Annotated in this window: 14 protein-coding genes and 1 pseudogene; 12 read left to right on the top strand and 3 right to left on the bottom strand. The window is 71.3% G+C overall.

Translation table 11 applies throughout. The annotated features are described in order from the left end of the window. The first annotated feature begins 7 nt into the window (after positions 1–7). From Pflav_RS28380 to Pflav_RS28395, 5 genes and pseudogenes are all read left to right on the top strand, one after another. A complete protein-coding gene (locus tag Pflav_RS28380) occupies positions 8–616 on the top strand; it encodes a hypothetical protein (RefSeq protein ID WP_232072016.1) in 609 nt (202 codons plus the stop codon). A gap of 83 nt (positions 617–699) precedes the next feature. Then, positions 700–1,302 carry a hypothetical protein gene (locus Pflav_RS28385; protein WP_173039580.1) on the top strand — a complete coding sequence of 201 codons (603 nt, stop codon included), beginning with the start codon at positions 700–702 and terminating at the stop codon, positions 1,300–1,302. Positions 1,303–1,882: 580 nt separating this feature from the next. Further along, positions 1,883–2,443, top strand: a complete 561-nt coding sequence (locus Pflav_RS46365) for a hypothetical protein (RefSeq protein ID WP_232072018.1) — start codon at positions 1,883–1,885, stop codon at positions 2,441–2,443. A 17-nt stretch (positions 2,444–2,460) separates the two neighbouring features. Beyond that, positions 2,461–2,835, top strand: a complete 375-nt coding sequence (locus Pflav_RS46370) for a hypothetical protein (protein WP_232072020.1) — start codon at positions 2,461–2,463, stop codon at positions 2,833–2,835. Further along, positions 2,828–5,055 (top strand): annotated as a pseudogene (locus tag Pflav_RS28395) (heavy metal translocating P-type ATPase). Before Pflav_RS46370 ends, Pflav_RS28395 begins: the two are co-directional and overlap by 8 nt. A gap of 3 nt (positions 5,056–5,058) precedes the next feature. On the opposite strand, the gene Pflav_RS28400 reads toward Pflav_RS28395, so the two are convergent. Next, positions 5,059–5,406 (bottom strand): VOC family protein, encoded by a 348-nt coding sequence (locus Pflav_RS28400; protein WP_173039582.1) that lies wholly within the window; start codon positions 5,404–5,406, stop codon positions 5,059–5,061. A 71-nt stretch (positions 5,407–5,477) separates the two neighbouring features. Between Pflav_RS28400 and Pflav_RS28405 the strand changes: the two genes are divergently transcribed. Beyond that, positions 5,478–6,509 (top strand): sigma-70 family RNA polymerase sigma factor, encoded by a 1,032-nt coding sequence (locus tag Pflav_RS28405; protein WP_173039584.1) that lies wholly within the window; start codon positions 5,478–5,480, stop codon positions 6,507–6,509. 289 nt (positions 6,510–6,798) lie between these two features. Beyond that, positions 6,799–7,533, top strand: coding sequence for a slipin family protein (locus tag Pflav_RS28410; RefSeq protein WP_197938779.1), 735 nt, complete (start codon positions 6,799–6,801; stop codon positions 7,531–7,533). On the opposite strand, the gene Pflav_RS28415 is transcribed toward Pflav_RS28410, so the two are convergent. Next, the gene (locus tag Pflav_RS28415; RefSeq protein WP_197938780.1) at positions 7,523–9,709 is read right to left on the bottom strand and encodes a glycoside hydrolase family 127 protein; all 2,187 of its coding nucleotides are present in this window, start codon (positions 9,707–9,709) and stop codon (positions 7,523–7,525) included. The genes Pflav_RS28410 and Pflav_RS28415 overlap by 11 nt on opposite strands. A gap of 292 nt (positions 9,710–10,001) precedes the next feature. Between Pflav_RS28415 and Pflav_RS28420 the strand changes: the two genes are divergently transcribed. From Pflav_RS28420 to Pflav_RS28440, 5 genes are all read left to right on the top strand, one after another. Beyond that, the gene (locus Pflav_RS28420) at positions 10,002–12,785 is read left to right on the top strand and encodes a CHAT domain-containing protein (RefSeq protein WP_173039586.1); all 2,784 of its coding nucleotides are present in this window, start codon (positions 10,002–10,004) and stop codon (positions 12,783–12,785) included. Further along, positions 12,782–13,093, top strand: a complete 312-nt coding sequence (locus tag Pflav_RS28425; protein ID WP_173039588.1) for a hypothetical protein — start codon at positions 12,782–12,784, stop codon at positions 13,091–13,093. Before Pflav_RS28420 ends, Pflav_RS28425 begins: the two co-directional genes overlap by 4 nt. A gap of 128 nt (positions 13,094–13,221) precedes the next feature. Next, complete coding sequence (locus tag Pflav_RS28430) at positions 13,222–14,190, top strand: hypothetical protein (RefSeq protein WP_173039590.1); 969 nt, start codon at positions 13,222–13,224, stop codon at positions 14,188–14,190. Beyond that, on the top strand, positions 14,187–17,750 hold the full coding sequence (locus Pflav_RS28435) for a hypothetical protein (protein WP_173039592.1): 3,564 nt from the start codon (positions 14,187–14,189) through the stop codon (positions 17,748–17,750). The genes Pflav_RS28430 and Pflav_RS28435 overlap by 4 nt, the downstream gene beginning before the upstream one ends. Positions 17,751–17,761: 11 nt before the next feature. After that, the gene (locus tag Pflav_RS28440; protein WP_173039594.1) at positions 17,762–19,054 is read left to right on the top strand and encodes a hypothetical protein; all 1,293 of its coding nucleotides are present in this window, start codon (positions 17,762–17,764) and stop codon (positions 19,052–19,054) included. Here Pflav_RS28440 and Pflav_RS28445 read toward each other — a convergent pair. Next, complete coding sequence (locus Pflav_RS28445) at positions 19,023–20,987, bottom strand: DUF459 domain-containing protein (protein WP_415624337.1); 1,965 nt, start codon at positions 20,985–20,987, stop codon at positions 19,023–19,025. The two genes, Pflav_RS28440 and Pflav_RS28445, sit on opposite strands and share 32 nt — an antisense overlap. Between the last annotated feature and the right edge of the window lie 69 nt (positions 20,988–21,056).

Below are 21,056 nucleotides of genomic sequence, written 5' to 3' on the forward strand. Positions count from 1 at the left end.
AGGTCTGATGACCCTGGCGATCTCCACCCCCGATCTGATCCACACCGTTGTTGGTGAGTGGCACCGGCGCCTCTCCACCACCCACTCCGCGAAGCGCAGTCACTGGCGCACAAAAATCATCTATTTCCAGTCCGTCTCCTGGCTACTCGCGATGTCGCCGGGCATCCGGCTCAGCTGGCGGCGGATCGTCGAGGCGGCCAGCCCGCAGGGCAGCCGCAGCACCTTCTACGAAGTCGCCGGGGCGCATGCGCGACATCCGCTGATCGAGGATTTGATCCGGGACGGCCGGCTCGACTCCATCCAGCTCGCGCTCTGCTACCGCCGCTCGGACGCGGTGGCCCAGCTCGTCGACGAGACGAAGGTCTGGTCCTTCTGGCCGTACCGGGAGCGCCTCCTGGCCAGGTTCGCCGCCGAGCCCGCGCCGGCCGAAGCGATGGAGGCCGCGCTCGTGGAGGCGCTGGCCGCCTGGGCCAGCCGCAATCGAGGGCTGGCTGCCGCGCTGGACCACGCGCCCCCGGCCTGCGCGGCCGAGGACCTGATGATCATCAAGGGCGGCCGCGTGGCGGCGTTCCGCGCGACGAACGAGCTGAGCGACATCATCCGGCGTGCTATTTGATAAAAGAACCACGCGTTCACGTCATGCCAAAGGCGCGCCGCCTCCGGAGACTCGGCCTTCTCCCCTCGAGAAGAAGGGTCGGCATGAGAGACAAGCGATCCACGACCTGGACCAACCCCTCCACGCCCTCGATCCGGTACGGGCTTCTCGCCCGCTTCTCCGACTGGTGGTGCGGGGGCCGTGACGGCCGGAAGGGCATCCCCTCGGTGCCGCAGGACGCCCGGCCGGGCACGCCGCAGGCCGAGCTGAGCACGCCATGGATGATGTTTCTCGGCCAGCTCGGCGTGGCCCGGATCGAGAAGGAATGGGTCACCTTCCAGCTGGCGGCAGTGGGCCTCGAGGCCAAGCTGCGCGACGCCAACACCCGGCGGAGCGCGCTCGCCGGGGAGCCCGCCCTCGCCGCCCACCGGCAGGCGGTCGATGGAGAGATCGCGCACCTCGAAGAGCAGATCAAGATCGGGCTGCGCGTGACGCAGCGGCGTGCGCGGATGATCGAGGCGTACGTGCGGCGGCGGTGCGCGGCGTACCTCACCCGCCTCGTCCGCGAGCACCCGGACGGCGCGCGGCTCAACCAGCTCATGCGCCCGCGCTGGCCGGAGCAGGTCGACTGGGCCCGGGTCAGCCTGGGCCCGGAGCTGCCCACCCCGGTCGCGCGGGCGGGTGTCCTGGGCGTGCGGGGTAGCTGACGGGAGGTCACCGCGCCAGGCATCCAGAGATCTTTCGGGCTCGGGATCACATTCAAGTTCTTAAGATCGATATTTGCCCCGGTCCGCGTCAGTCGCAGACCGCATGCTCCCGCGGGCACCGCGCAGGTCGGCGGCTCGCTGGCGCTCGCCGAGACCCCCGACCTTCGCTGCCGGGTCCGCGGTCCAAGCCCAACCCCCGGGGTTCCTCTCCCGCAGCCTGTCGAGCTGGGCGCGTGGCCGCACCCACGGCAGAAACACGACCACGACCTTGGCTCCGGACGCGGCCCCCTGCCGCCAGGGTGCTGGGCGCATCGATGCACCCAGCTCGACAGGCATTCAGCCGCGACACCCCGGCAACCGCGCGAAGGGGACCGTGGACCCGGCAGCGAAGGTCGCGGTCGGCCGACCGCGGCCTGGGGGCCGAGCTTGCCAACCGCGAAGGGCGAGGCCGCGGGAGCGACGGTCCGGACCACGACGGACGCCGCGGTAGCTCAATCTCCTTGGTTTTGGATCTTTATCCAAGACACGAGGCGTCAGGCAACCCACTTGATACCCCCGGGGTATGGGTATGCTCGTGGGCATGAACACGCCAACCAGGATGGCCGGCTACGCCCTCGGGCTAGCGGCGGTCTTCGCCGCGGCCCTAGGCGCCGGCAAGGTGGTGGGCGGGCCGGATCCGGTGCCGCCGACGGCTGCCCACGACGGTGGTGGACATGGGGAGAGCCAGGGTGGCGGCCACGACAGCGGCGCGCCCGAGGTGCCGGGCGGCCTCCAGGTCGCCCAGGACGGCTACCGGCTCACCCCGGTCGACGGGGGACTGCCGGTGGGCCAGGCGGCACCGTTCCGGTTTCGGATCGTGGGGCCGGACGGCGCGGCGGTGATGGACTACACACCGACGCACGACAAGGACCTGCACCTGATCGCAGTGCGTCGCGACCTGACCGGCTTCCAGCACGTTCACCCCACGATGGCGGCGGACGGCACCTGGTCGGTCCCGCTCGCGGCGGACGCACCGGGGCAGTACCGGATTTTTACGGACTTCCGGCCGGCCGCCCGCGAGGAGGCGCTCACGCTCGGCGTGGACGTGCCGGCGCGCGGCGACTACCGGCCCGCCCCCTGCCCGCACCGACGCGCTCGGTAACCGTTGACGGCTACACGGTGACGCTCGCCGGCGACCTCGTGCCCGGCACCGCGTCGAAGCTCACACTCAGCGTCAGCGAGGGCGGCCGGTCGGTCACCGACCTCCAGCCGTACCTGGCGGCGTATGGGCACCTGGTGGCGCTGCGCGACGGCGACCTCGCCTACCTGCACGTACACCCGGACGGCGAGCCCGGCGACGGCAGGACCGCCCCGGGACCGGACATCACGTTCTACGCGGAGGTCCCGTCCGCCGGTGCGTACCGGCTGTTCCTGGACTTCCAGCATGCTGGAGAGGTGCGGACGGCGGCGTTCACCGCGGTCGCGGGTGGCGCCGAGCTGCCACCGGCGCCTCCGGCACCGGGACACGACGACGACGGGCACAGCCATGACTGAGGGAGGAGGGCGCGTGACAAACCTCATCGAGCTGGAAATAGGCGGCATGACCTGCGCGTCCTGCGCCTCCCGGATCGAAAAGAAGCTGAACCGGATGGGCGGGGTGACCGCGACGGTCAACTACGCCACCGAGAAGGCGGCCGTGACGGTCGCCGACCCAGCCGTGAGCGTCGCTGACCTGATCGCGACCGTGGAGAAGACGGGGTACACCGCCGCCGTCCCGACCCCCGAGCCCGAAGCTCCCCGGGAGACGGACCCGCTCCGCACCCGGCTGCTCGTCTCGCTGGTGCTCACGATCCCGGTGATCGCGCTCGCGATGGTGCCGGCCTGGCAGTTCGAGTACTGGCAGTGGCTCTCGCTCACGCTCGCCGCCCCGGTCGTCGTGTACGGCGGGCTGCCGTTCCACCGCGCCGCCTGGACAAACCTCCGGCACGGCGCGGCGACGATGGACACGCTTGTGTCGATGGGGACGCTGGCCGCGTTCGGCTGGTCGGTGTGGGCGCTGTTCTTCGGGACGGCCGGCGAGCCGGGGATGACCCATCCGTTCCGGTTCGCGATCGAGCGCGGCGGCGGCTCCGGCAGCATCTACCTGGAGGCCGCCGCCGGGGTGACTGTGTTCATCCTGGCCGGGCGTTACTTCGAGACCCGGGCCAAGCGCCGCGCCGGTGCCGCGCTGCGGGCGCTGCTGGAGCTGGGCGCGAAGGACGTCGGGGTGCTGCGCGGCGACACCGAGGTACGGATCCCGGTGGGCCAGCTCGCGGTCGGCGACCGGTTCGTGGTCCGCCCGGGTGAGAAGATCGCTACCGACGGCGTCGTGGAGGAGGGTTCCTCGGCCGTCGACGCGAGCATGCTGACCGGCGAGTCGGTGCCGGTCGAGGTGGGCGTTGGCGACGCGGTGGTGGGCGCGACGGTCAACGCGGGCGGCCGCCTGGTGGTGCGCGCGACGCGGATCGGTGCCGACACCCAGCTCGCCCAGATGGCCGCGCTCGTCGAGCGGGCGCAGACCGGCAAGGCGCAGGTGCAGCGGCTTGCCGACCGGATCTCCGGGGTCTTCGTGCCCATCGTGATCGCGATCGCGGTCGGCACGCTCGGCTACTGGCTGGGTACCGGCAACGGCGCGACGGCCGCGTTCACCGCCGCTGTGGCGGTGCTGATCATCGCCTGCCCGTGCGCGCTCGGCCTGGCCACGCCCACCGCGCTGCTTGTCGGTACCGGGCGCGGCGCCCAGCTCGGCGTCCTGATCAAGGGCCCGGAGGTGCTGGAGTCGACTCGTACCGTGGACACCGTCGTGCTGGACAAGACCGGCACGGTGACCACTGGCCAGATGACGCTGGTCGACGTGGTGGCCGGCGAGGGCGAAGACCGCGACGAGGTGCTGCGGCTGGCCGGTGCGGTGGAGGCCGGCTCCGAGCACCCGGTCGCCCGCGCGATCGCCAAGGCCGCCGCCGAGCAAGGCTCGCTCCCCCGGTCGAGGGGTTCCTGAGCACGCAGGGCGTCGGGGTGCGGGGCACAGTGGAGGGGCTCGGTGTAAGTGTCGGGCGACCGGGCGCTGACCAGCGCGTACCAGATGATCTCGCGGCGGTGATGGCGACGGCGGAGGCCGCCGGGCGGACGGCCGTGGTGGTGGCTTGGGACGGCCGTGCCCGTGGCGTCCTGGCCGTGGCCGACGTGGTCAAGCCCACCAGCCGGGAGGCGGTGGCCGCCCTGCGGCGGCTCGGCCTCACGCCGGTGCTGCTCACCGGCGACAACGCGACGGTCGCGAAGGCGGTCGCCGCCGAGGTTGGCATCGACGAGGTCGTCGCCGGGGTGCTGCCGGCCGGCAAGGTCGATGTGGTCAAGCGCTTGCAGGACGAGGGCAAGGTCGTCGCGATGGTCGGCGACGGCGTCAACGACGCCGCCGCGCTCGCACAGTCCGACCTCGGGCTCGCGATGGGCACCGGCACCGACGTGGCGATCGAGGCCGCGGACCTGACGCTGGTACGCGGTGACCTCACCGCCGCCGTCGACGCGATCCGGCTCTCACGGCGCACCCTGCGCACGATCAAGGGCAACCTCTTCTGGGCCTTCGCCTACAACGTCGCCGCCCTCCCCCTCGCGGCCGCCGGCCTGCTCAACCCGATGATCGCCGGCGGTGCCATGGCACTGTCGTCGGTCTTCGTGGTCAGCAACAGCCTGCGGCTGCGCGGCTTCACCGGGTACGCCGCGCGGTCCCGGCCCTAGGTTTCAGGCCGGAGGTTCTATGAGGCCGATCGTGTTTCCGTCCAGGTCGGCGAAGGCCGCGATGCGCCCCATACCGGGTACCTCGACCGGGTCGAGCCGCCGGGTCGCCCCGAGCTGCTCGGCCCGCTCGACCGCGACCGCCACGTCTTCGACCGGGAAGTAGACCGCGATCCCGGTGTACGGGCTCTCGGGGCCGGCCTGCCCGATGCCGCCGCTGGGCGCCTCGGGGACACCGACCAGGGCGTACGTGTCGTCCAACACCGTCACCGGCCAGCCGAACAGATCCTGGTAGAAGCGGCGGGCACGGGGCGCGTCCGGCGACGAGATGTCGAACCACGCGGGCTGGGTCATGAGGGGGCCTCCTGGTGACTTGAAAGATCGTTCGCAGGTGGGACCCGGTCGCTGGGGCAGAATCGTCTCTCGTGAGCGAAGTTTTTCTCGAGGACGCCGACCTCGCGTACGCCCGCTCCGGGGACTCCGGCGCCTTCACCCGCCTTGTCACGCCACTGCGGGCGGAGCTGCACGCGCACTGCTACCGGATGCTCGGCTCCGCCCATGACGCCGACGACGCGCTCCAGGATGCGCTGGTACGGGCCTGGCGCGGGCTGTCCCGCTTCGAGGGGCGTGGCTCGCTGCGCTCGTGGCTCTACACCGTGGCCACCCGCGCCTGCCTCGACCTCGTGGAGGGCCGCGGCCGCCGAGCGCTCCCGGTAGACCTCGGACCGTCCAGCGAGCGGGTCGTGCTCGGCGACACCCCGATGACCGAGGTCGCATGGCTCGGCCCGTACCCCGACACCGCCCTCGCCGACGGTCCGGCCGGACCCGGCGCGCGGTACGAGCAGCGCGAGGCGGTGGAGCTCGCGTTCGTGGCCGCGCTCCAGCACCTGGCCCCCAACCAGCGGGCCGCGCTGCTGCTCTTCGAGGTGCTCGGCTTCACAGTTGCCGAGATCGCCACCACGATGGCCACTTCCACCACCTCGATCAACTCGGCGCTCGCGCGGGCCCGCCGGGTCGTGGCGGAGAAGGTACCGGCACTCAGCCAGCAACGCGCGCTCCGGATGATCGAAGACGCTCGCCTCCGCGAGATCGTCACCGGCTACGCCACCGCCCTGGAGCGCGGCGACGCCGACGCCCTTGTCGCGCTCCTCACCGAGGACGTGACGTGGTCGATGCCGCCGCTGGAGCACTGGTACCACGGCCTGAAGGCGGTGACCGACTTCGCGGTGCGGCTGCCTCTGGCCCGCTGCGGCTCCTGGCGGCACATCCCGATCAGCGCGAACGGCCAGCCGGGGGTCGCCCTCTACCTGTGCGGCGAGGGCGCCGAGGCGTTCACGGCATGGTCGATCAACGTCCTCACCCTCCGCGGCGACCTCATCTCGGAGATCACGTCCTTCGTGGACGCTGGCGACTTCGCCCTCTTCGGCCTGCCGCTGCGCTACAGCACCGACCGTTAACCAGATGCGCGGTACGGCGGTGATCCGTACCGTTCTGGTGGAAGACAGCCCAGCGGCGCACCGGCATCGCCGACCGCGTTCCGCGCGTTGGGGTCTTCGCCAAATGGCAAAGCCGACAGGCCGAGGTTCGAATCCTCTTTCACAGGGCAGCCCCGCGCGACCCTGCCCGCGAGGGCGGCGGTGGTGCGGCCCTGCGGGCTTGCGACCACGGTCGCAGACGCCCCCGCAGCGCCACCGTAGGGTGGCGCGGGGCTCGCTCAGGCCTATGTGGACGCAGCGGAGGTGAGAAATGGCAAGGGTCACCGTCATGGATTGGGAGCGGCGGGTGCAATTCACCGACGGACGCTTCGACAAGGTGCTGGCTCCCGGGCGGCACCGCTACAACCGGCACCGTTCCAGCCTGCTCACCGTCGACATGCGACAGCGCAGCACGGTCGTGCCGGGCCAGGAGCTGCTGACCGCCGACGGCATCACCGTGAAGGTGTCCGTCCTGCTGGCCTGGCGCGTCGCGGACCCGCGGGCGTTCCTCACGGCGTCGACAAACGCGGAGTACGACCTCTACACGGCGGCCCAGCTCGCCATCCGTGACGCGGTCGCCGCCACGGCCTTCGACGACCTGCTGGCCGACCGCGGCCGGCTCTCCGCCGGCCTGGCCGAGGCGACCGCCGCGTACCTGGACGGCCTGGGCGTCGAGCTGATCTCGGCGGCGGTGAAGGACCTCATGCTCCCCGGCGAGCTCCGCCGCGCCGCGACGGAGACGCTGCTCGCCCGGGAGCGCGGCAAGGCCGAGCTCGAGCACGCCCGCGCCGAGGCAGCGTCGCTGCGTACGCTCGCGAATGCCGCACGGCTGCTGGAGGACCACCCGGCGCTGCTCCAGCTCCGCACGATCCAGGCGGCCGCGAGCCCAGGCACGACGGTCGTCCTCACGCCAGACCCGAGCTACATCCCCGTACGCCGGGATAACACGGCGCGGTGGTGGCGCCAACGACTGGCGCCACCACCGCGTTCGTTAGCTAGGAGCTGAGGTCGTCACGAGCGGCGATCGCGGCCGACATGACCGCCTGCCGCTCGTCGCCGGTGAGCCGGCCCTCCTCGGCCCAGCGGATCGAGACGCGCCGCACCTCGCCGATGAACCTGTCGTGGTTCGGGAAAGGTGCCGCTGCCCAGACCGCGTCGAGCAACGTCGTGCCGTCCGCGCCGGCGCGGTTTGGTACGCCCGAGTCGTGCGTACCGAATACCACGGTCGGCTCGTGGCGGCGGAAATAGATGTGCTGTGCCTGGGTGTCGCCGACGTACAAGGGACGGAGCGTGTGCCCGTTCGTGGTGAAGGTCCCGCCGCCCGCCGGCGTGATCGCGTGCCCAAGTCCGCCGTCGAGCTTGACGTCCTTGTATAGCGAGAACTGCCGGTACGCCGGGTCGGCACTCAGCGCGGGCAGCAGGATCGGCCCGTTGAAGATGGATTGGGTGTCCGGCCGGTCGAGCGCCTTCTCCACCCGCAGCTGGAAGGGCAGCGACACCCGGATCGTGTCGCCCGTGTGCCACAGCCGCCGCAGCCGCAGGTACGTGCCGGGCTCCATCTGGCCGCGCCGCTCGGTGCCGTTGATGTACACGCGGAAGCCGGTCGCCCACGACGGGATGCGGAGGTGGATGTCGAGCCACCCCTCGCCCGTGATGGTCAGCGTGCTTTCCTCCTGCCGGGGGAAGTCGGTCACCTGCGTGACGGTGAAACCGCGCGCTGCCCAGTGCAATGTGGACCCGACGTAGAGGTTGACGTAGAGCGCGTCGTTCTCCGCCGACCGGAAGTAGATTGACTCCTGGTACTTCGTGTGGTTTTCCAGCCCGCTGCCACCGCAGCAGGTGCCGGTATTGCCGAAGCCGCGCACACTGCCCGGAGTGAGCGGGAGGAAGTACGTGACGCTGGGGTTGGTGGTGCTGTCCACGTCCCGCCGCGAGCCGAGGATGTGGTTGAGCAGCGTCCGCTCGTAATAGTCCATGTATGTCGGGTCGGGGTCGTGGAAGAAGAGGTTGCGCGCCACTTTGAGCAGGTTGTACGAGGTGCACGTCTCGGCGCCGTTACCGGCGATGGAGTTGGCGATGTTGCCACGTGGCTGGAAGAGCTCCGCGTTCGTGTTGCCGGCGAGGTCCGGTGTGGCCGGCCAGGTGCCGCTTGTGCCGCCGTGCGCGTACATGCGGTGCGGTACGACCATCCGCCAGAAGTTCTCCGCCGCCTCGTAGTACTCCGGCTCGTCCGACTGGTCGAAGACCCGCAGGTAGCCGAGGAACTGTGGCACGTGTGTGTTCGCGTGGAGCCGGGTGAGCACGTCACGGTCCTCGACGCAGGCGCCGAAGAGCGACTGCCGGTTGTCGAAGCACTTGGCGGCTGCCAGGTAGCGCTCCTCGCCGGTGATGGCGTGCAGGTCGGCCATGACCTCGTTCATCCCGCCGTACTCGCCGGCGATGTAGATCGACCACATCCGGTTGAGCGTCTCGCGCGGCAGCACGGAGAGGCGGCTGTGCACCCAGTCGCCCATCTTGGTCACGATGTCGCGCGCCTGCTCGTTGCCGGCAAGCAGGTACGCGTCGAGGAGGCCCCGCATGATCTTGTGGCAGGTGTAGTAGGGCGCCCAGATTGTCGGGTACGTGGCGAATGACTCCAGCCGCACGAACTGCGTCTCGGGGTAGGCGGCGAGGAAGCCGGGGTGGCTGTAGAGCCCGCTCGCAGCCAGCGCGTCCTGGCATTTCCCGAGCTCGGCGACGATGTAGTCGACCTTGTCCCGGAAGACCGCCTGCCGCGTCGAGGCGTACGCCTGGGCGAAAAGCGTGATGAGGTGGCCGCTGTAGTGGCCGCGAAGGTTGCCCGTCGCGTCGTCCCAGCCGCCGGGCGGCGACGATCCCGCCGGGGTCGGCAGGCCCGCGGTCACCCGGAAGTTGTGCAGGACCCGGTCCGCGGGGTACGCGACCGCGAAGGCGAGCACGCGGTCCCGCTTCTGCGCGAAGACGGTGCCGTCCTGGAGCGTCACCTGGTCCAGGGCGAAGGGCTTGACCCGCCAGCTCGGGTTCTGGTCCAAGAAGTCCGCCTGGGTGAGTGACTGCTCCGTGGGAGCAGCATAGGAGGTACCGGTAAGGGCAGGTCCGATGACGGCACCGACGCCTACCGCGCCGGCCGCCCTGAAGAGTCCACGTCGGTCGATTGAAGCCATGGCAAGCCTCCCTAGCGCTATGTGTTAGCGCGAACATGCCCGGCTAGATCAGTAGCCTAGCGAAGGATCTCCTCGGCCGGAAGGGCTAGAGATCTCTTCGATGTTTCCTGCTCAGCGGGCAGGTAGGGCAAGATCGATGCCCATCACCGTCCCCCCCCGGCGCGAGCGGGCTTGTCAGCCGGCTACTGTCCGAATCTGGACTGCGCGGGCTGGTGCCAGAGCGTAGTTGTGAGGGGGGTACCGCAGCACCAGTTCGAGACGCTCCGGCTGGAGCGCCGTTGGGAGTCCCAGGATGAGCGACGCTTTCACCGTCTACAGTGATGCCCTCCGCGGCGTCCTCGGCCGCGCCTGGTGGTCCGTCTGGCCACTGTCGACCCGGCACGCGGCAGGCGACGTGTGCTCGGTTGTCGGCGGGCAGCTGCTGAAGGCTGGCACGCTGGGGTCACTGGGCGTTCCCACACAGACTGACAGTTCCGACTACCAAGACTCCCTGGTGTACGACAGCGAGGGCTCCGTCGCTGTGACCATGAAGGGGTCCGGCACGACCGACCCGATCTTCAAGGTACTCACCGAGGCGGACGCGGGCGGCCACCTGCGCTTCACCCGCGAGCGCAGCGTGTTCGCCACGTTCGTCGGCATGCGCGAAAGCGGCCTCCGGGATCCGTACACGCTCGCGCAGCCGCTGGTAGAGCTCTACTTCCGAAACCTGTGGCGGCCGGAGTGGGTGGCGGTCACCCATGTGCTGACGGCGACCGCCGCGACGGTTCTCCTCGCCGAGGATCGCCAGGCCGAGGCCGAGCTCCGGCTCGCGGTGGGCCTCGCAAGCGGGCCGCTACAGGTCGCGGACCTGGCCGGACAGGTGTCGTTGGCGCGCAGCGACCGGATGGGGCTGAAGTGGCTGGGGGACGCTGACGCCACCCCGTTCTGCCGGGTAGTGCGGGTTCGCGACTCCTGGTGGCGCGGCGTCGACGCCGACTTCGCGCCACGGCAGAGGCCCAAGGGGTTGGCGCCCGAGGAGATCCCGTCCGCCTCCTGGACCAGGCCAGGGAGCGGCCGGACGAGGTCGTCGAGACCCTGGAGCCGGATGTTCCGCTTGCGGGCTCGCCGGTGGGTGGCCCCGGGCCCGCCCAGTCCTGAGCCGGAGCCGCGCGTGGGCATCGTATATCTACAGGTAGGCGCCGAGCTGGACCAGGACGGCCGCCATCCGCTCCGGCTGGGCACTGTGGACCCCGGTCAGGCCGCTATGCCTGAGCTGACGGCCTGCGGCACGGTGCCGGCGGGAGCCGGAGCAGGCGCTGACGACAAGCAGCTGTACGAGCTGCTGACCTGGGACGCGGAGCCCGAAGTCGCCGGCCTGCTCGAAGGCGCCCAAGCCGTGGTCCTCGACGTGCGGGCGGAGAGCCTGCGGCAGCTTCCCTGGGAGCGGCTGACCCGACCGACGACATCGGCGCACCGCGACCTCCCCTTCCTCGATCCGTACCGCCCCTGGTCCCGCGGGCGATGGGAGACCGCCAAGGACGTCGCCGTAACGCTCGGGCCGCTGCGCCTGCTCGTGGTCGTCTGCGACCCGGCCGACGCCGGCCTCCAAGCGGACGAGGAGCTCGACGGCATCCACAGGGCCGTCGAAGACCTGACGGGCCGCGTCCACCTCGAGGTGGTCGACAGCCCGGAGAGTTGGTCGGTCCTGGGCGAGCAGATCGAGCAGCGGGCTCCGCACGTCGTCCACCTGATCGGACACACCCGCCAGATGGCGGCCGACGCGGCGATCGAGTTCGGGTACACCCGGGACGGTGAGCGCCGCACGTGGGAGCTTTGGGCCGCCATGCTGCGGCAAAGCTGGCCGGCTGGTCCACGCCTTGTGGTGCTCAGCGCCTGCCGCACACACCAGCAGCAGGAGGCCTCCAGCGGCGTACGGTCGCTGGCCGATGCCCTGCGGGCCCAGGTCCCGGCGGTGGTCGGCATGGACGGCGACATCCAGAGCGCGGCGGCTGTCCAGTTCGCCCGAGGGCTGTACGGCCACCTGGCCGCGGGGCACACGGTCGACGCCGCTGTGGCGGCCGGCCGCCTGCGCATCTACAACGCGAACAGTCATCAGCCGGACTGGAGCTACCCGGTGCTGGAGACCGGGTCGCCGGCCGGGTTGGCCGTGCCCGTAAGGCTGGGCGTGACCGAGGAGAAAGAGCGGGACCTGCGCCAGATAGGCGAGTTCAAGAAGCTCGCCCGCTTTGTCGACCGGGCGGAGCAGCGCCGCCGGACCTGGTGGGCGATCGATGCGGAGGGCCTGCCGACCATGGCGCAGGAAGGGCCCGCCGTCCTCATCACCGGCCCACACGAGTACGGCAAGACCTGGCTGGCGCACTCGTCGCTACTCACCTGGTCCCTGCGCGGCCGGCGGACCCAGTACGTCGACCTCACCGGCGCGAGCCGGGACTGGCTGGACACCTTGCGGGCCCTGCGCGACGGGATGCCCGGCTGCGAGCTGTCCCAGCCGCTGCCACGCGAGGCCTTCGGCTCGTTCACCGCCCGCCTCAACTGGCTCGTGCGGCAACCGCCCACGGTCGGCATGCCCAGCGAGTACGCGGCGCCGGAGGACGACGAGTACGCCCGATTCGACCCGGACGCCGGCCAGGCCGCAGCCCGGATCGCCACCATCTTTCGCGACTTCCAGAAGGCGCTGGAGCGCTACGCGGCCGAGCATCCGCTGGTCCTGGCCATCGACGGAGCCGAGGAGATCCGTGAAGAGTCGTGGCGGGACTACGTCCTGCCGCTGCTGATCCGCCCGTTGGCGCAAGGGCTCGCGCGGGTACGGCTACTCCTGATCTTGCCGGACCACGTCCTCGCCAGGCGGATCCAGGACGACGAGTTGCCCCGGATGCAGCGCATCGGCCTCGGCGGCTTCCCGAAGGCCGAGCTGCCCCGCATCGTCCGTGAGTACGGGATCCGCAACAAGTGGGAGGACGACGACACCAAGGCCTTCGTCGGGCTTGTCCAGCAGGTGGCCGGATCGGGCATTGCGCCCGAGGCGCTGAAGCAGATGGCCAAGACCCTCCAAATGCTCAAGGTCGGCTTTCGATGAGCGCCCCGGTGCCGGACGTCAGCGCGGTCCTCGAACGCGCCGCCAGCGGCGAGTCCTTCGCGGCTATCCGCCGGAGCCTCACTCCGCCCGGGTGGTCGACAGTGCTGGCCCGAGCCGCGGTGGCGGAGCGGTTCGACGCGGAGCTGTACACCGGGACCCTGGCCGGGGAGGCGGCGCCGGATCTCGACGTGCTGGTCGAGATCGGCCTTGTCGAGTCGGTCCCCGGTCGACCCGGCTGGTACCAGCTGGCCCCGAGGACCGCGCGATCTGGTCGGCGGAGCTGCCGGAAGACGAGCGGATCGGCCTGACGTCGCGCCTCGCCGAGGAGCATCTGCGCCGCGGCGACGACCTGGAAGCGCTGCGCCATCTGGTACTGGCCGATCCTCGCCGCGGCATCGAGCTGCTCGACCGGCTCTTCGACGCCGCCGACGAGGCGATGGACCTGCCCAGGTGCCAGGACGTCCTGCGCGCCGTGCAGCCCGAAGGGCGCTCGCTCGGCTCGGAGATCGCCGCCGTGCTGGCCGACCGCACCGCGTACCTCAACGCCCGATCGTTGTGGCTCCAGGACTACTACCAGTCCGCGCTGTTCCTGCCTCCGCCCAGCCTGCGGGAGCGCGCCGCCGGCCTGATCGACGGCAAGCCGAGCCGGGTGTGGCAGCTCGCCGGCCAGGGTGGGTTGGGCAAGACGATGCAGGTGCGGTGGCTGCTGGCCCGGCACTGGGTGCCACGGCCGGCCAGCATTCCGTGCGCCCGGGTCGACTACGACGCCGTGGACGCCGTGATGTGCGCCCGATACCCGTTCCTCACGCTGGTCCTGGTCGCCGAGCAGCTCGCGCCGCAGCTTCCACGAAACCCGTTCTCGTCGCTGCTGCGCGCATACGCGCCGTTCCTCGCACTCGCCCGGCTCGGCTCGCCGGGCCGTGACGACATCGACGCCGTCGAGGCGCGCAAGGCGAACGAAGCCGTGCCTGAGCTGTTCGTGGAAGGGTGCCGCGCGGCCGGCGACCGTACGATCGTGGTCGTCCTCGACACTCTCGAAGAGCTCTCGTTGCGGTACCCGCAGGAGACCGTGGAGCTCGTCCGGCAGCTAGCGGCAGTGGCCGAGAAGGTGAAGCGGCTACGGCTCGTGTTCGTCGGGCGCTACGCCATCCCCGCCGTCCGGCAGTCGTTCCCCAACGTCACCGACGTCCAGGTGGCCGCGTTCGACCGGGCGCGGGCCGACACATACCTGGAGAAGGTACGCGGCATCGCCGATCCCGAGCGCCGCCGCGACCTGGTGAGCCGCGCTCAAGGTGTGCCGTTCGTGCTGGCGCTCTACGCCGACCTGGTCACCCACGACCCGGATGTCGTCCTCGATGAGGTGCACGACCGCGACCCCAGCTGCTGTACCTGGTCGACCGGGTGATCGACCGGATACGGGAGCCGGTCGTCCGGTGGCTGGTGCGGTACGGCTGCGTCCCGCGCCGGCTCACCCTCGACTACGTGCGGGAGGTGCTGGCGCCGTTCGTGGTCCGTACCGCCTCGGGTGACACAAGCCTCGACGACCCGCTGCTCGACACGATCCGCGAGTGGTACGGCCGGCCGCTCTTCCGGATCGACCTCGGCGACCTGCGGGCGCGGCTGGAGCAGGGCTGGCGCGATCTCGAACGGTATGTGAGCACGTCGTCCTGGATCACCCCAGCGCCGGGCGAGCCGAGCGCGAGCACGTACGTGCTGAAGGCCGAGATCCTGGCCCCGCTGCGGGCCATCCTCGCCGACCGGCTTGTCCTGCGTGAGCTGCACAGCGAGTCCGCGCGGTTCTACCTGGCGCAGGCCGAGGGCGACAGGTCGCGACGAGCGCGCCACATGCGCGAGGCCGTTTACCACCTCGTGCAGGCCGGCGCCGAAGACCTGACGCAGCAGTGGCGTGGCATGGTCGATGTCCTCCGCGAGGAGGGCGACCACGCGGGCCTCGGAGCCCTCTGCGCGGAGTTCCTCCGTTCGGAGTACATCGACGAGCAGGGCCGCACGCGGCACCGGCACGACGGACAACCACTCGTCCCGCCTTCGCTCGCCATCGAGGCACGGTTGTGGCTCACCTACGCCGTACTGGCGAGGACGCTGCGGGAAGGACTATCCAATCAGGACTTGAGGTGGCCGGAGCTGCCCTGGGAGCCCGTCCCGCGCAGACCCGCGGCCGGCTTCATCCCCATGTTCGACGGCCTGGTGACGCCCGCCTGGGTCGTTGCGGCGCTCGACGACCCGCGGCGCCATCAGCTGATACTCGCGGCCGTTGACCTCGTCCGGGCATCGCTCGCCCTCCGCCGGGGAGAGGTCGAGCTGGCCACAGCGATCAGCCAGAGGTGGCTCCAGCGGGCGGGAGACATCGGGCTCACCTTCGGGTTCGTCGGCGTGTGGGCCGTACGCCAGGCCGGCGGGGACGAAGTGGACGTGCTCGAGCGGGTGACGAAGCTCGCCCTCGACTACCGCCGCCCGGCCGATGCCACGCTCACCTGCTCGGCGCTCGCCGACCAACTCGTCGCGACCGGCGACGTGGATGGGGCGGTGAGCTGGGTACGGCGCACGGCGACCGCAACCGGGCAGCTGTGGGACCGCTACCTTCGGCTGCTCACCGCGCGTGGCACGCCTGAGCGGGCGATCTCCAGGGAGCTGCCGGGCGAGGCAGACCAGCTTGCCCGCGCCGCCCAGCAGCGGGCGCGGGCCGAAGCACTGCTGGCCCTGCGCCGGCCGGCGGACGCTCTCGCGGCCCTGGCGTCCTCTATGGACGAACTCAACGAGCTGGTGCCGGACATCCGGGTCAGGCTGCGGGAGCAGGCGGAGTGCTTGAGCCTGATGGGGCGGGTGCACGGCAGCCTGCTCAGCCTCGACCAGGCGGCCTCGTCGTTCGAGCAGGCCACCGGCCTGTGGCGCGAGCTTGGCCATCCACACGGCGAGCTGCGCACCGTGCGACACCATGCGGAGGTGCTGCTGCACGAGGCCGGCGACGTCGCGGGGGCCCTGCGGCTGCTGGAGCAAAGCCGCGTAGACGTCGGCCGTCCCGATGAGTCGACCGGGATCCGGCTCCTGCTCGCCGAGGCACGAAGCCGCTCGGGAGATATCGGGGAGTCGCTGGCGCTCGTGGACGCGGTGCTGAACGAGGGCGACCGGGCGCGGCCGTCGTACCAGCGGCAGGCGATGGCGGCGATCGTCGGGCTCATCGCCACCGGTGACGTCGAACGCTTCGGCCCCCGCCTGATCGAGGCAATCGTCAAGATCCAGCCGCCGGCAGCCGGGCTGCGGCTCCTCGAAGAGCTGCGATGGTCGCCCGCCAGGTCTCACCAGGGGGTGGCGCGCCAACTCCTGGCGGCGGTCAGGCCCGAACCGGACGGCTCCCCGCGCGAGCACGCAGTGCACGACCTCCAGCGGGCGTACTGTCTGCGCGCGCTCGCCCAGGACCACCTCGGCGAGGTACAAGACCTGCTGGAGCGGGCCGTCCGCGAGTCGGAGTCCTCCTTCCTCGCGTGGGAGGTCGTCCGCTCCTTCGGCGGCGAGGCACCGGAGTCCGCGTACGACGCGGCGGACGTAGATGGGCTGGACGGCATGCGTGCGGCGGTATGGCGCCTGCGGAGGGCCGAACTCGCCGCCACGCCGGACACCGGCGACCTCGACGAGGCCGATCGCCTGGCCCGCCAAGCGGCCGAGGTGTTCGAGACCGTTGCGAGCCGATCCTCGTGGCCGGCGGAGGCGCTGAGCCTTCGTGCCCTGATCGCCGCGCGTCGAGGTGAACGTGATGTCGCACAGCGGCACCTCGATACGGCCATGGCGCGGTACAGCCGGCTGGGCAACGTGCGGGGCGGGGAAGCCGCCCGGCGCGCGATCGCTGACCTCGCCGCGCCCGCGAATATTGGGGCACGGCAGCGCCCCGACGACGAGCTGTTGATCAGTCCTGACCTGCTGCCGTCGGCGCTTCGGCAACGGCTGGAGGATCCCGGATCGCGCCCGTCGCGGGGCATGCTCAGGGCCGCGGTGCTCGGCGCCGACGAGTCAGTCGGCGATCCCGTCCCGATCGACCGGGCCGTCCGGGTCGAGTCCGTCAAACCCACGGTGCTCGCGCTGCCGTGGGAGAGCGTCGCAGCCAGGGTCTACCGTTCGATCCCGGCGGAAGCGTCGGTTGGAAGGGACCGTGCCTGGGTCCGGTCGTTGCTGGAGCGCCAGGGCAACACGATGCCCGAGCGCCTGCGCGCCGTGGCTGAGGCCGCGGCCATGGACGACGCCGAGCCGCTGGACCCGTTCCTGCGCCGCGACCTTGAACGCGCGATCGACGCCAGCCAGCGGCGCAAACGCCGGGTGCTCATCATCAGGGCCGACCGCGAGGTGGAGTCGTCGTGGGGGTACGGCTCTGTGGGGCAGGGCCTCGACCTGCGCGACAGCTACCGCCGGATGGGCTGGGACACGGTGCAGGTACGCACCGGGGGGATAGAAGACGCCGCCATCGCCGGCCTCGCCCCGCTGGTCATCCACATCCAAGCGCGGTTGGAGGTCACCGGCGCGTACGGGTGGTTCGACATGACGTCGGAGGACATCGCGGTACGCGAAGATGTGAAGTCGGCGGGAGGGGGTGCCGGCATCTTCGACACCGACATCATCCGGTGGCTGAATGCATTCCGGGCGTCAGCCAAACCCGGCTACCCACCACCGGTCGTGGTCCTGGACCCGCTCGTGCCGCCGTCCGGCGACATGGTTCCGCCGCTGACCGCCCGCAACCTCCTCGCCGCCGGCGTATACCTCGACGGCGCCGCGATGGCCGTACTCGCCACCGGTTTGGTTGTCCGGGGCGACCCGGTCGCGCTTCAGGCGAGCTGGTTGGAGGGAGTCCAGCAGGGGATCCCGCTGCTGGACGTGCTGGCGAGCATGCAGCGGTACACCGACGACCGGTGCCCAGCGGCGCTGTTCGCGCCGAGCGCGACGTTCACCCTGGCCAGCTGAGGTCGGGCCGGATGCGCAACCTGCGGGCCATCATCGAGAGCCTGGACGAGGACCTCTCCGCGTGGCGGGACGGCGCGGCGCAACCGCCCCTCGACAAGCACGCGAGCCAGATCGAGGGAGTCGTCGAGCAGGTGTCGACGGCACTCGCCGCACTCCGGCCGGCGCTCGACGATGCCGGGTCCGCGTCGCTGGTGACCCAGTCCGTGCTCGACTACCACCACATCTGGGACTTCTTCCGAGGCAAGCTCGCGCTCCGGTACGTTCCGATGTACCAGCCGCTGCTCGCGGCCGCGGACGACCTCGCCTGGGCAGCGTGGAGACCGGTACGCGACGCCTTCCGCGCCCATACCGGTACCGAGCTACGCGAACCGCCACTCGTCTACTTCTCCCGGTCGGCGGTGCCATTCGCCGTGCCCAGGGGCGATGACTACCGGGACCTGCTGCCCCGCGGCGGGATCTATACGGAGGAGGCCGGCAAGGTCGCCTCCGCCCTCGTCGTCCCGGTGGTCAGCCTGCCGTGGCACCGCACGAACTGGCTTCCGGTAACCCTGTCGGTCGCCCACGAGGTCGGCCACGTGGTCGTCGCCGACCTCGGCCTGGATCCCTGGCTGACCGACCGCCTCGCCGCCGCCGGCCTGGCCGAGGACCGGGCGGACGCGTGGCTGGCCTGGCGCGAGGAGGTCTACGCCGACATCTTCGCCGCCGTTGTCTGCGGCGGCGCGACGGCGCTGTCGCTGCTCGGTCAGCTCCGCGCCGAGGACGCGGAGCAGCCGCCGCAGGCGCCCTGGGGCACCTACCCGCCGGCCTCGCTGCGGGAGCGGATCATCCGCGAGGTAGCGAACCGCCGCGGCGACGCTCCACCGTCAGCGCCGGCTGTGAGCGCGGGCGATTTCGCGACCGACGTCCCGGCCGTCGTCACCGCCCTGCTCGACGAGAGCCTTCCGGGAGCGGGGCGGCTCGGCGACCTTTTCTCCACCGTGGACACCGTCGAGACGCGGGATGACGCGGACAGGTTGGCGCGCGGACGGGACATGGGAGCGAGCGAGATCCGCGCCCTGCTGGCCGCCGCCACAAGGGCGTTCGAGGCCGCGCCGGACGACGTCGACCGGCTGGTCATGCAGCGAGCGGCGTTGACGGCGGCAGCCCACGCCCGGGAGGTCGGCCGGCGCAGCCGGCCCCGCCAACTCGCGGATCGGCTCGCGGACCGCGACCGGAAAGCGGGCCAACAGCTTGCCAGCCTCCTCGCACCAGTACCGACCCCGCACCGCACCCTCAGCCGGGGCCCTGTACGGCGGTCCGCGTGAGTTGTGGCAGCAGCCACGGGGCAATCCACTGCCGTACGCCCTCGGGGGTGAAGTGAAGGCCGTCGCTGCGGATCTGCACACCGCCCGCGCGCCAGGTGAACTTTCCGTCCGGGCAGACCCTTCGGTTGAGGTCGATCACGGTGGCGTGGTGCTGCTCGGCGGCGGTACGGAGCAGGCGGTTCCAGGCGTCCACCCGTTCCGGCTGGTCCTCGGGCCAGAGCCGGCCGTCCGGGCGTTCGGCCCGCCGCGTGTACGGAGCGGTCAGGATCACGACGTGGGCTAGGCGGGCGGAGACGATCTGGATGGCCTGCTTCAGCTCGCCGGCCAGGTACGCATCGAAGTCCGGTTCGCCGACGTGCTGGTACCGGCCGTGGAGCTCGCGGTCCATCAGCTCCCAGCGGTCCAGCAGGATCACGGCCAGGTCGGGGTCGTCCGCCTGGAGGCCCTGCCGCCAGCGGCGATCCCAGTGCTCGCACCCCGGGTAGTTGGGGTGCGGCTCCCCGATGTACCGGATCCGCGGCAGCCGCGCGATACCGCAGCCGGCCACGCCGCGTACACCGATCTTGATCGCCTTCTGTGGTGGCAGGTAGGCGGCCAGGGACCAGGACACCGAGTCGCCGAAGAACGTGATCCGCGGTTCTTTGCCGGGCCGGCGGCCCGCACGGTGCATCGGGGACTGTTTCGCGGCGACGGCGGGCTCGACGTTCAGGGCGATCGGCGCCGCCGGTGGCACGGTCGGGGGGATCGTCACTACCAGGCCGATCACCGCCGCGGCGGTGATCGCGCAACCAGCGAACGCGGCGGCCGGCCGAGGGCGCAGCCGGGGCCAGCGTCCGCTGCGGACGGGCAGTTCCAGCAGCCGGTACGAGAGTGCCGCCACCGCGAGCGTGGCCACGCACCGCAGGGCGAACAGTCCCGGCCCGCTCACGCCGGTGCGTCCGGCGTCAAGCCAGGCGAACAGCGGCCAGTGCCACAGGTAGACGCCGTACGAGATCCGGCCAAGCAACACAAGCGGCGGTAACGCCAGCAACCGCGCGGTAGGTGCACCGGCGGCGACGACCGCGTGCGCGATGACCGCGGCCACGGCGATGGCGGCCACGGCCAGACCTCCCCGGTACAGCCAGGCCGCGCCGCCGTCGGCGTACACCAATAGCCAGACGATGAGCGCGGCGCCGGCCGCGGCGGCGATGCCGAGCCGGCGTTGGCCTGAACGGGTTGGGGGCACGTCCACCCGCCTTGCCAGCAGCACGGCGAGCGCGCACCCGATAAGCAGGGCGGCCGCCCGCGTATCCGTGCCGTAGTAGACGCGGTCGACACGGTCCGGCCGGTACGACAGAGCGGCGGTCAGCGCGGACGCCCCGGCGCCGCCGACACAGACGGCCAGCAGCAGGGCGCGGCGCCGGCCGCTGAGCGGGCGGGTACGTACGGCGCGAACGGTCAGCAGGCCGGCCAGCACCAGCGGCCAGAGCAGGTAGAACTGCTCCTCGATGCCCAGCGACCAGGTGTGCTGGAGCGGCGACGGGGCGCCGGTGGCGGTGAAGTAGTCGCCGCCCCGGTCGGCCATCCGCCAATTCGCCACATAGGTGAGCGCGGCCACCGTGTCCCAGCGCAACGCAGGCAGTTCCTGCGGCGGCAGCAGCCACCGAGACACGATCACGACGGTGACCACGACCAGCAACAGGGCCGGGAGCAGGCGCCGGACCCGCCGGCCCCAGAACGCGAGCAAGCCGATCGTCCCGGTGCCGGCATGTTCGTTCAGCAGCAGCGACGTGATCAGGTATCCGGAGAGGACGAAGAACACGTCGACGCCGAGGAAGCCACCGGGCATGAAGCCGATTCCGCCGTGAAACGCCAGCACGGCGGCGACCGCCAAGCCACGCACGCCGTCAAGGGCCGGCCGGTACGCAAAGCGACCACCAGATTCACCAGACACCGCGCGTGCTTGCCCGCGACCTCCGACTTCATGCCGCCCCGGAGCCGTACCCCGCGCGGCGCGGCCCGC

The organism is Phytohabitans flavus (genome assembly GCF_011764545.1).
GTDB classification, from domain to species: Bacteria; Actinomycetota; Actinomycetes; order Mycobacteriales; family Micromonosporaceae; genus Phytohabitans; species Phytohabitans flavus.

Excerpts from the sequence above, each read along its gene's own strand:
- Pflav_RS28380 (WP_232072016.1), top strand. The coding sequence starts at position 8 with ATGACCCTGGCGATCTCCACCCCCGATCTGATCCACACCGTTGTTGGT.
- Pflav_RS28385 (WP_173039580.1), top strand. The coding sequence starts at position 700 with ATGAGAGACAAGCGATCCACGACCTGGACCAACCCCTCCACGCCCTCG.
- Pflav_RS46365 (WP_232072018.1), top strand. The coding sequence starts at position 1,883 with ATGAACACGCCAACCAGGATGGCCGGCTACGCCCTCGGGCTAGCGGCG.
- Pflav_RS28400 (WP_173039582.1), bottom strand. The coding sequence starts at position 5,406 with ATGACCCAGCCCGCGTGGTTCGACATCTCGTCGCCGGACGCGCCCCGT.
- Pflav_RS28410 (WP_197938779.1), top strand. The coding sequence starts at position 6,799 with ATGGCAAGGGTCACCGTCATGGATTGGGAGCGGCGGGTGCAATTCACC.
- Pflav_RS28415 (WP_197938780.1), bottom strand. The coding sequence starts at position 9,709 with ATGGCTTCAATCGACCGACGTGGACTCTTCAGGGCGGCCGGCGCGGTA.
- Pflav_RS28420 (WP_173039586.1), top strand. The coding sequence starts at position 10,002 with ATGAGCGACGCTTTCACCGTCTACAGTGATGCCCTCCGCGGCGTCCTC.
- Pflav_RS28425 (WP_173039588.1), top strand. The coding sequence starts at position 12,782 with ATGAGCGCCCCGGTGCCGGACGTCAGCGCGGTCCTCGAACGCGCCGCC.
- Pflav_RS28430 (WP_173039590.1), top strand. The coding sequence starts at position 13,222 with ATGGACCTGCCCAGGTGCCAGGACGTCCTGCGCGCCGTGCAGCCCGAA.
- Pflav_RS28440 (WP_173039594.1), top strand. The coding sequence starts at position 17,762 with ATGCGCAACCTGCGGGCCATCATCGAGAGCCTGGACGAGGACCTCTCC.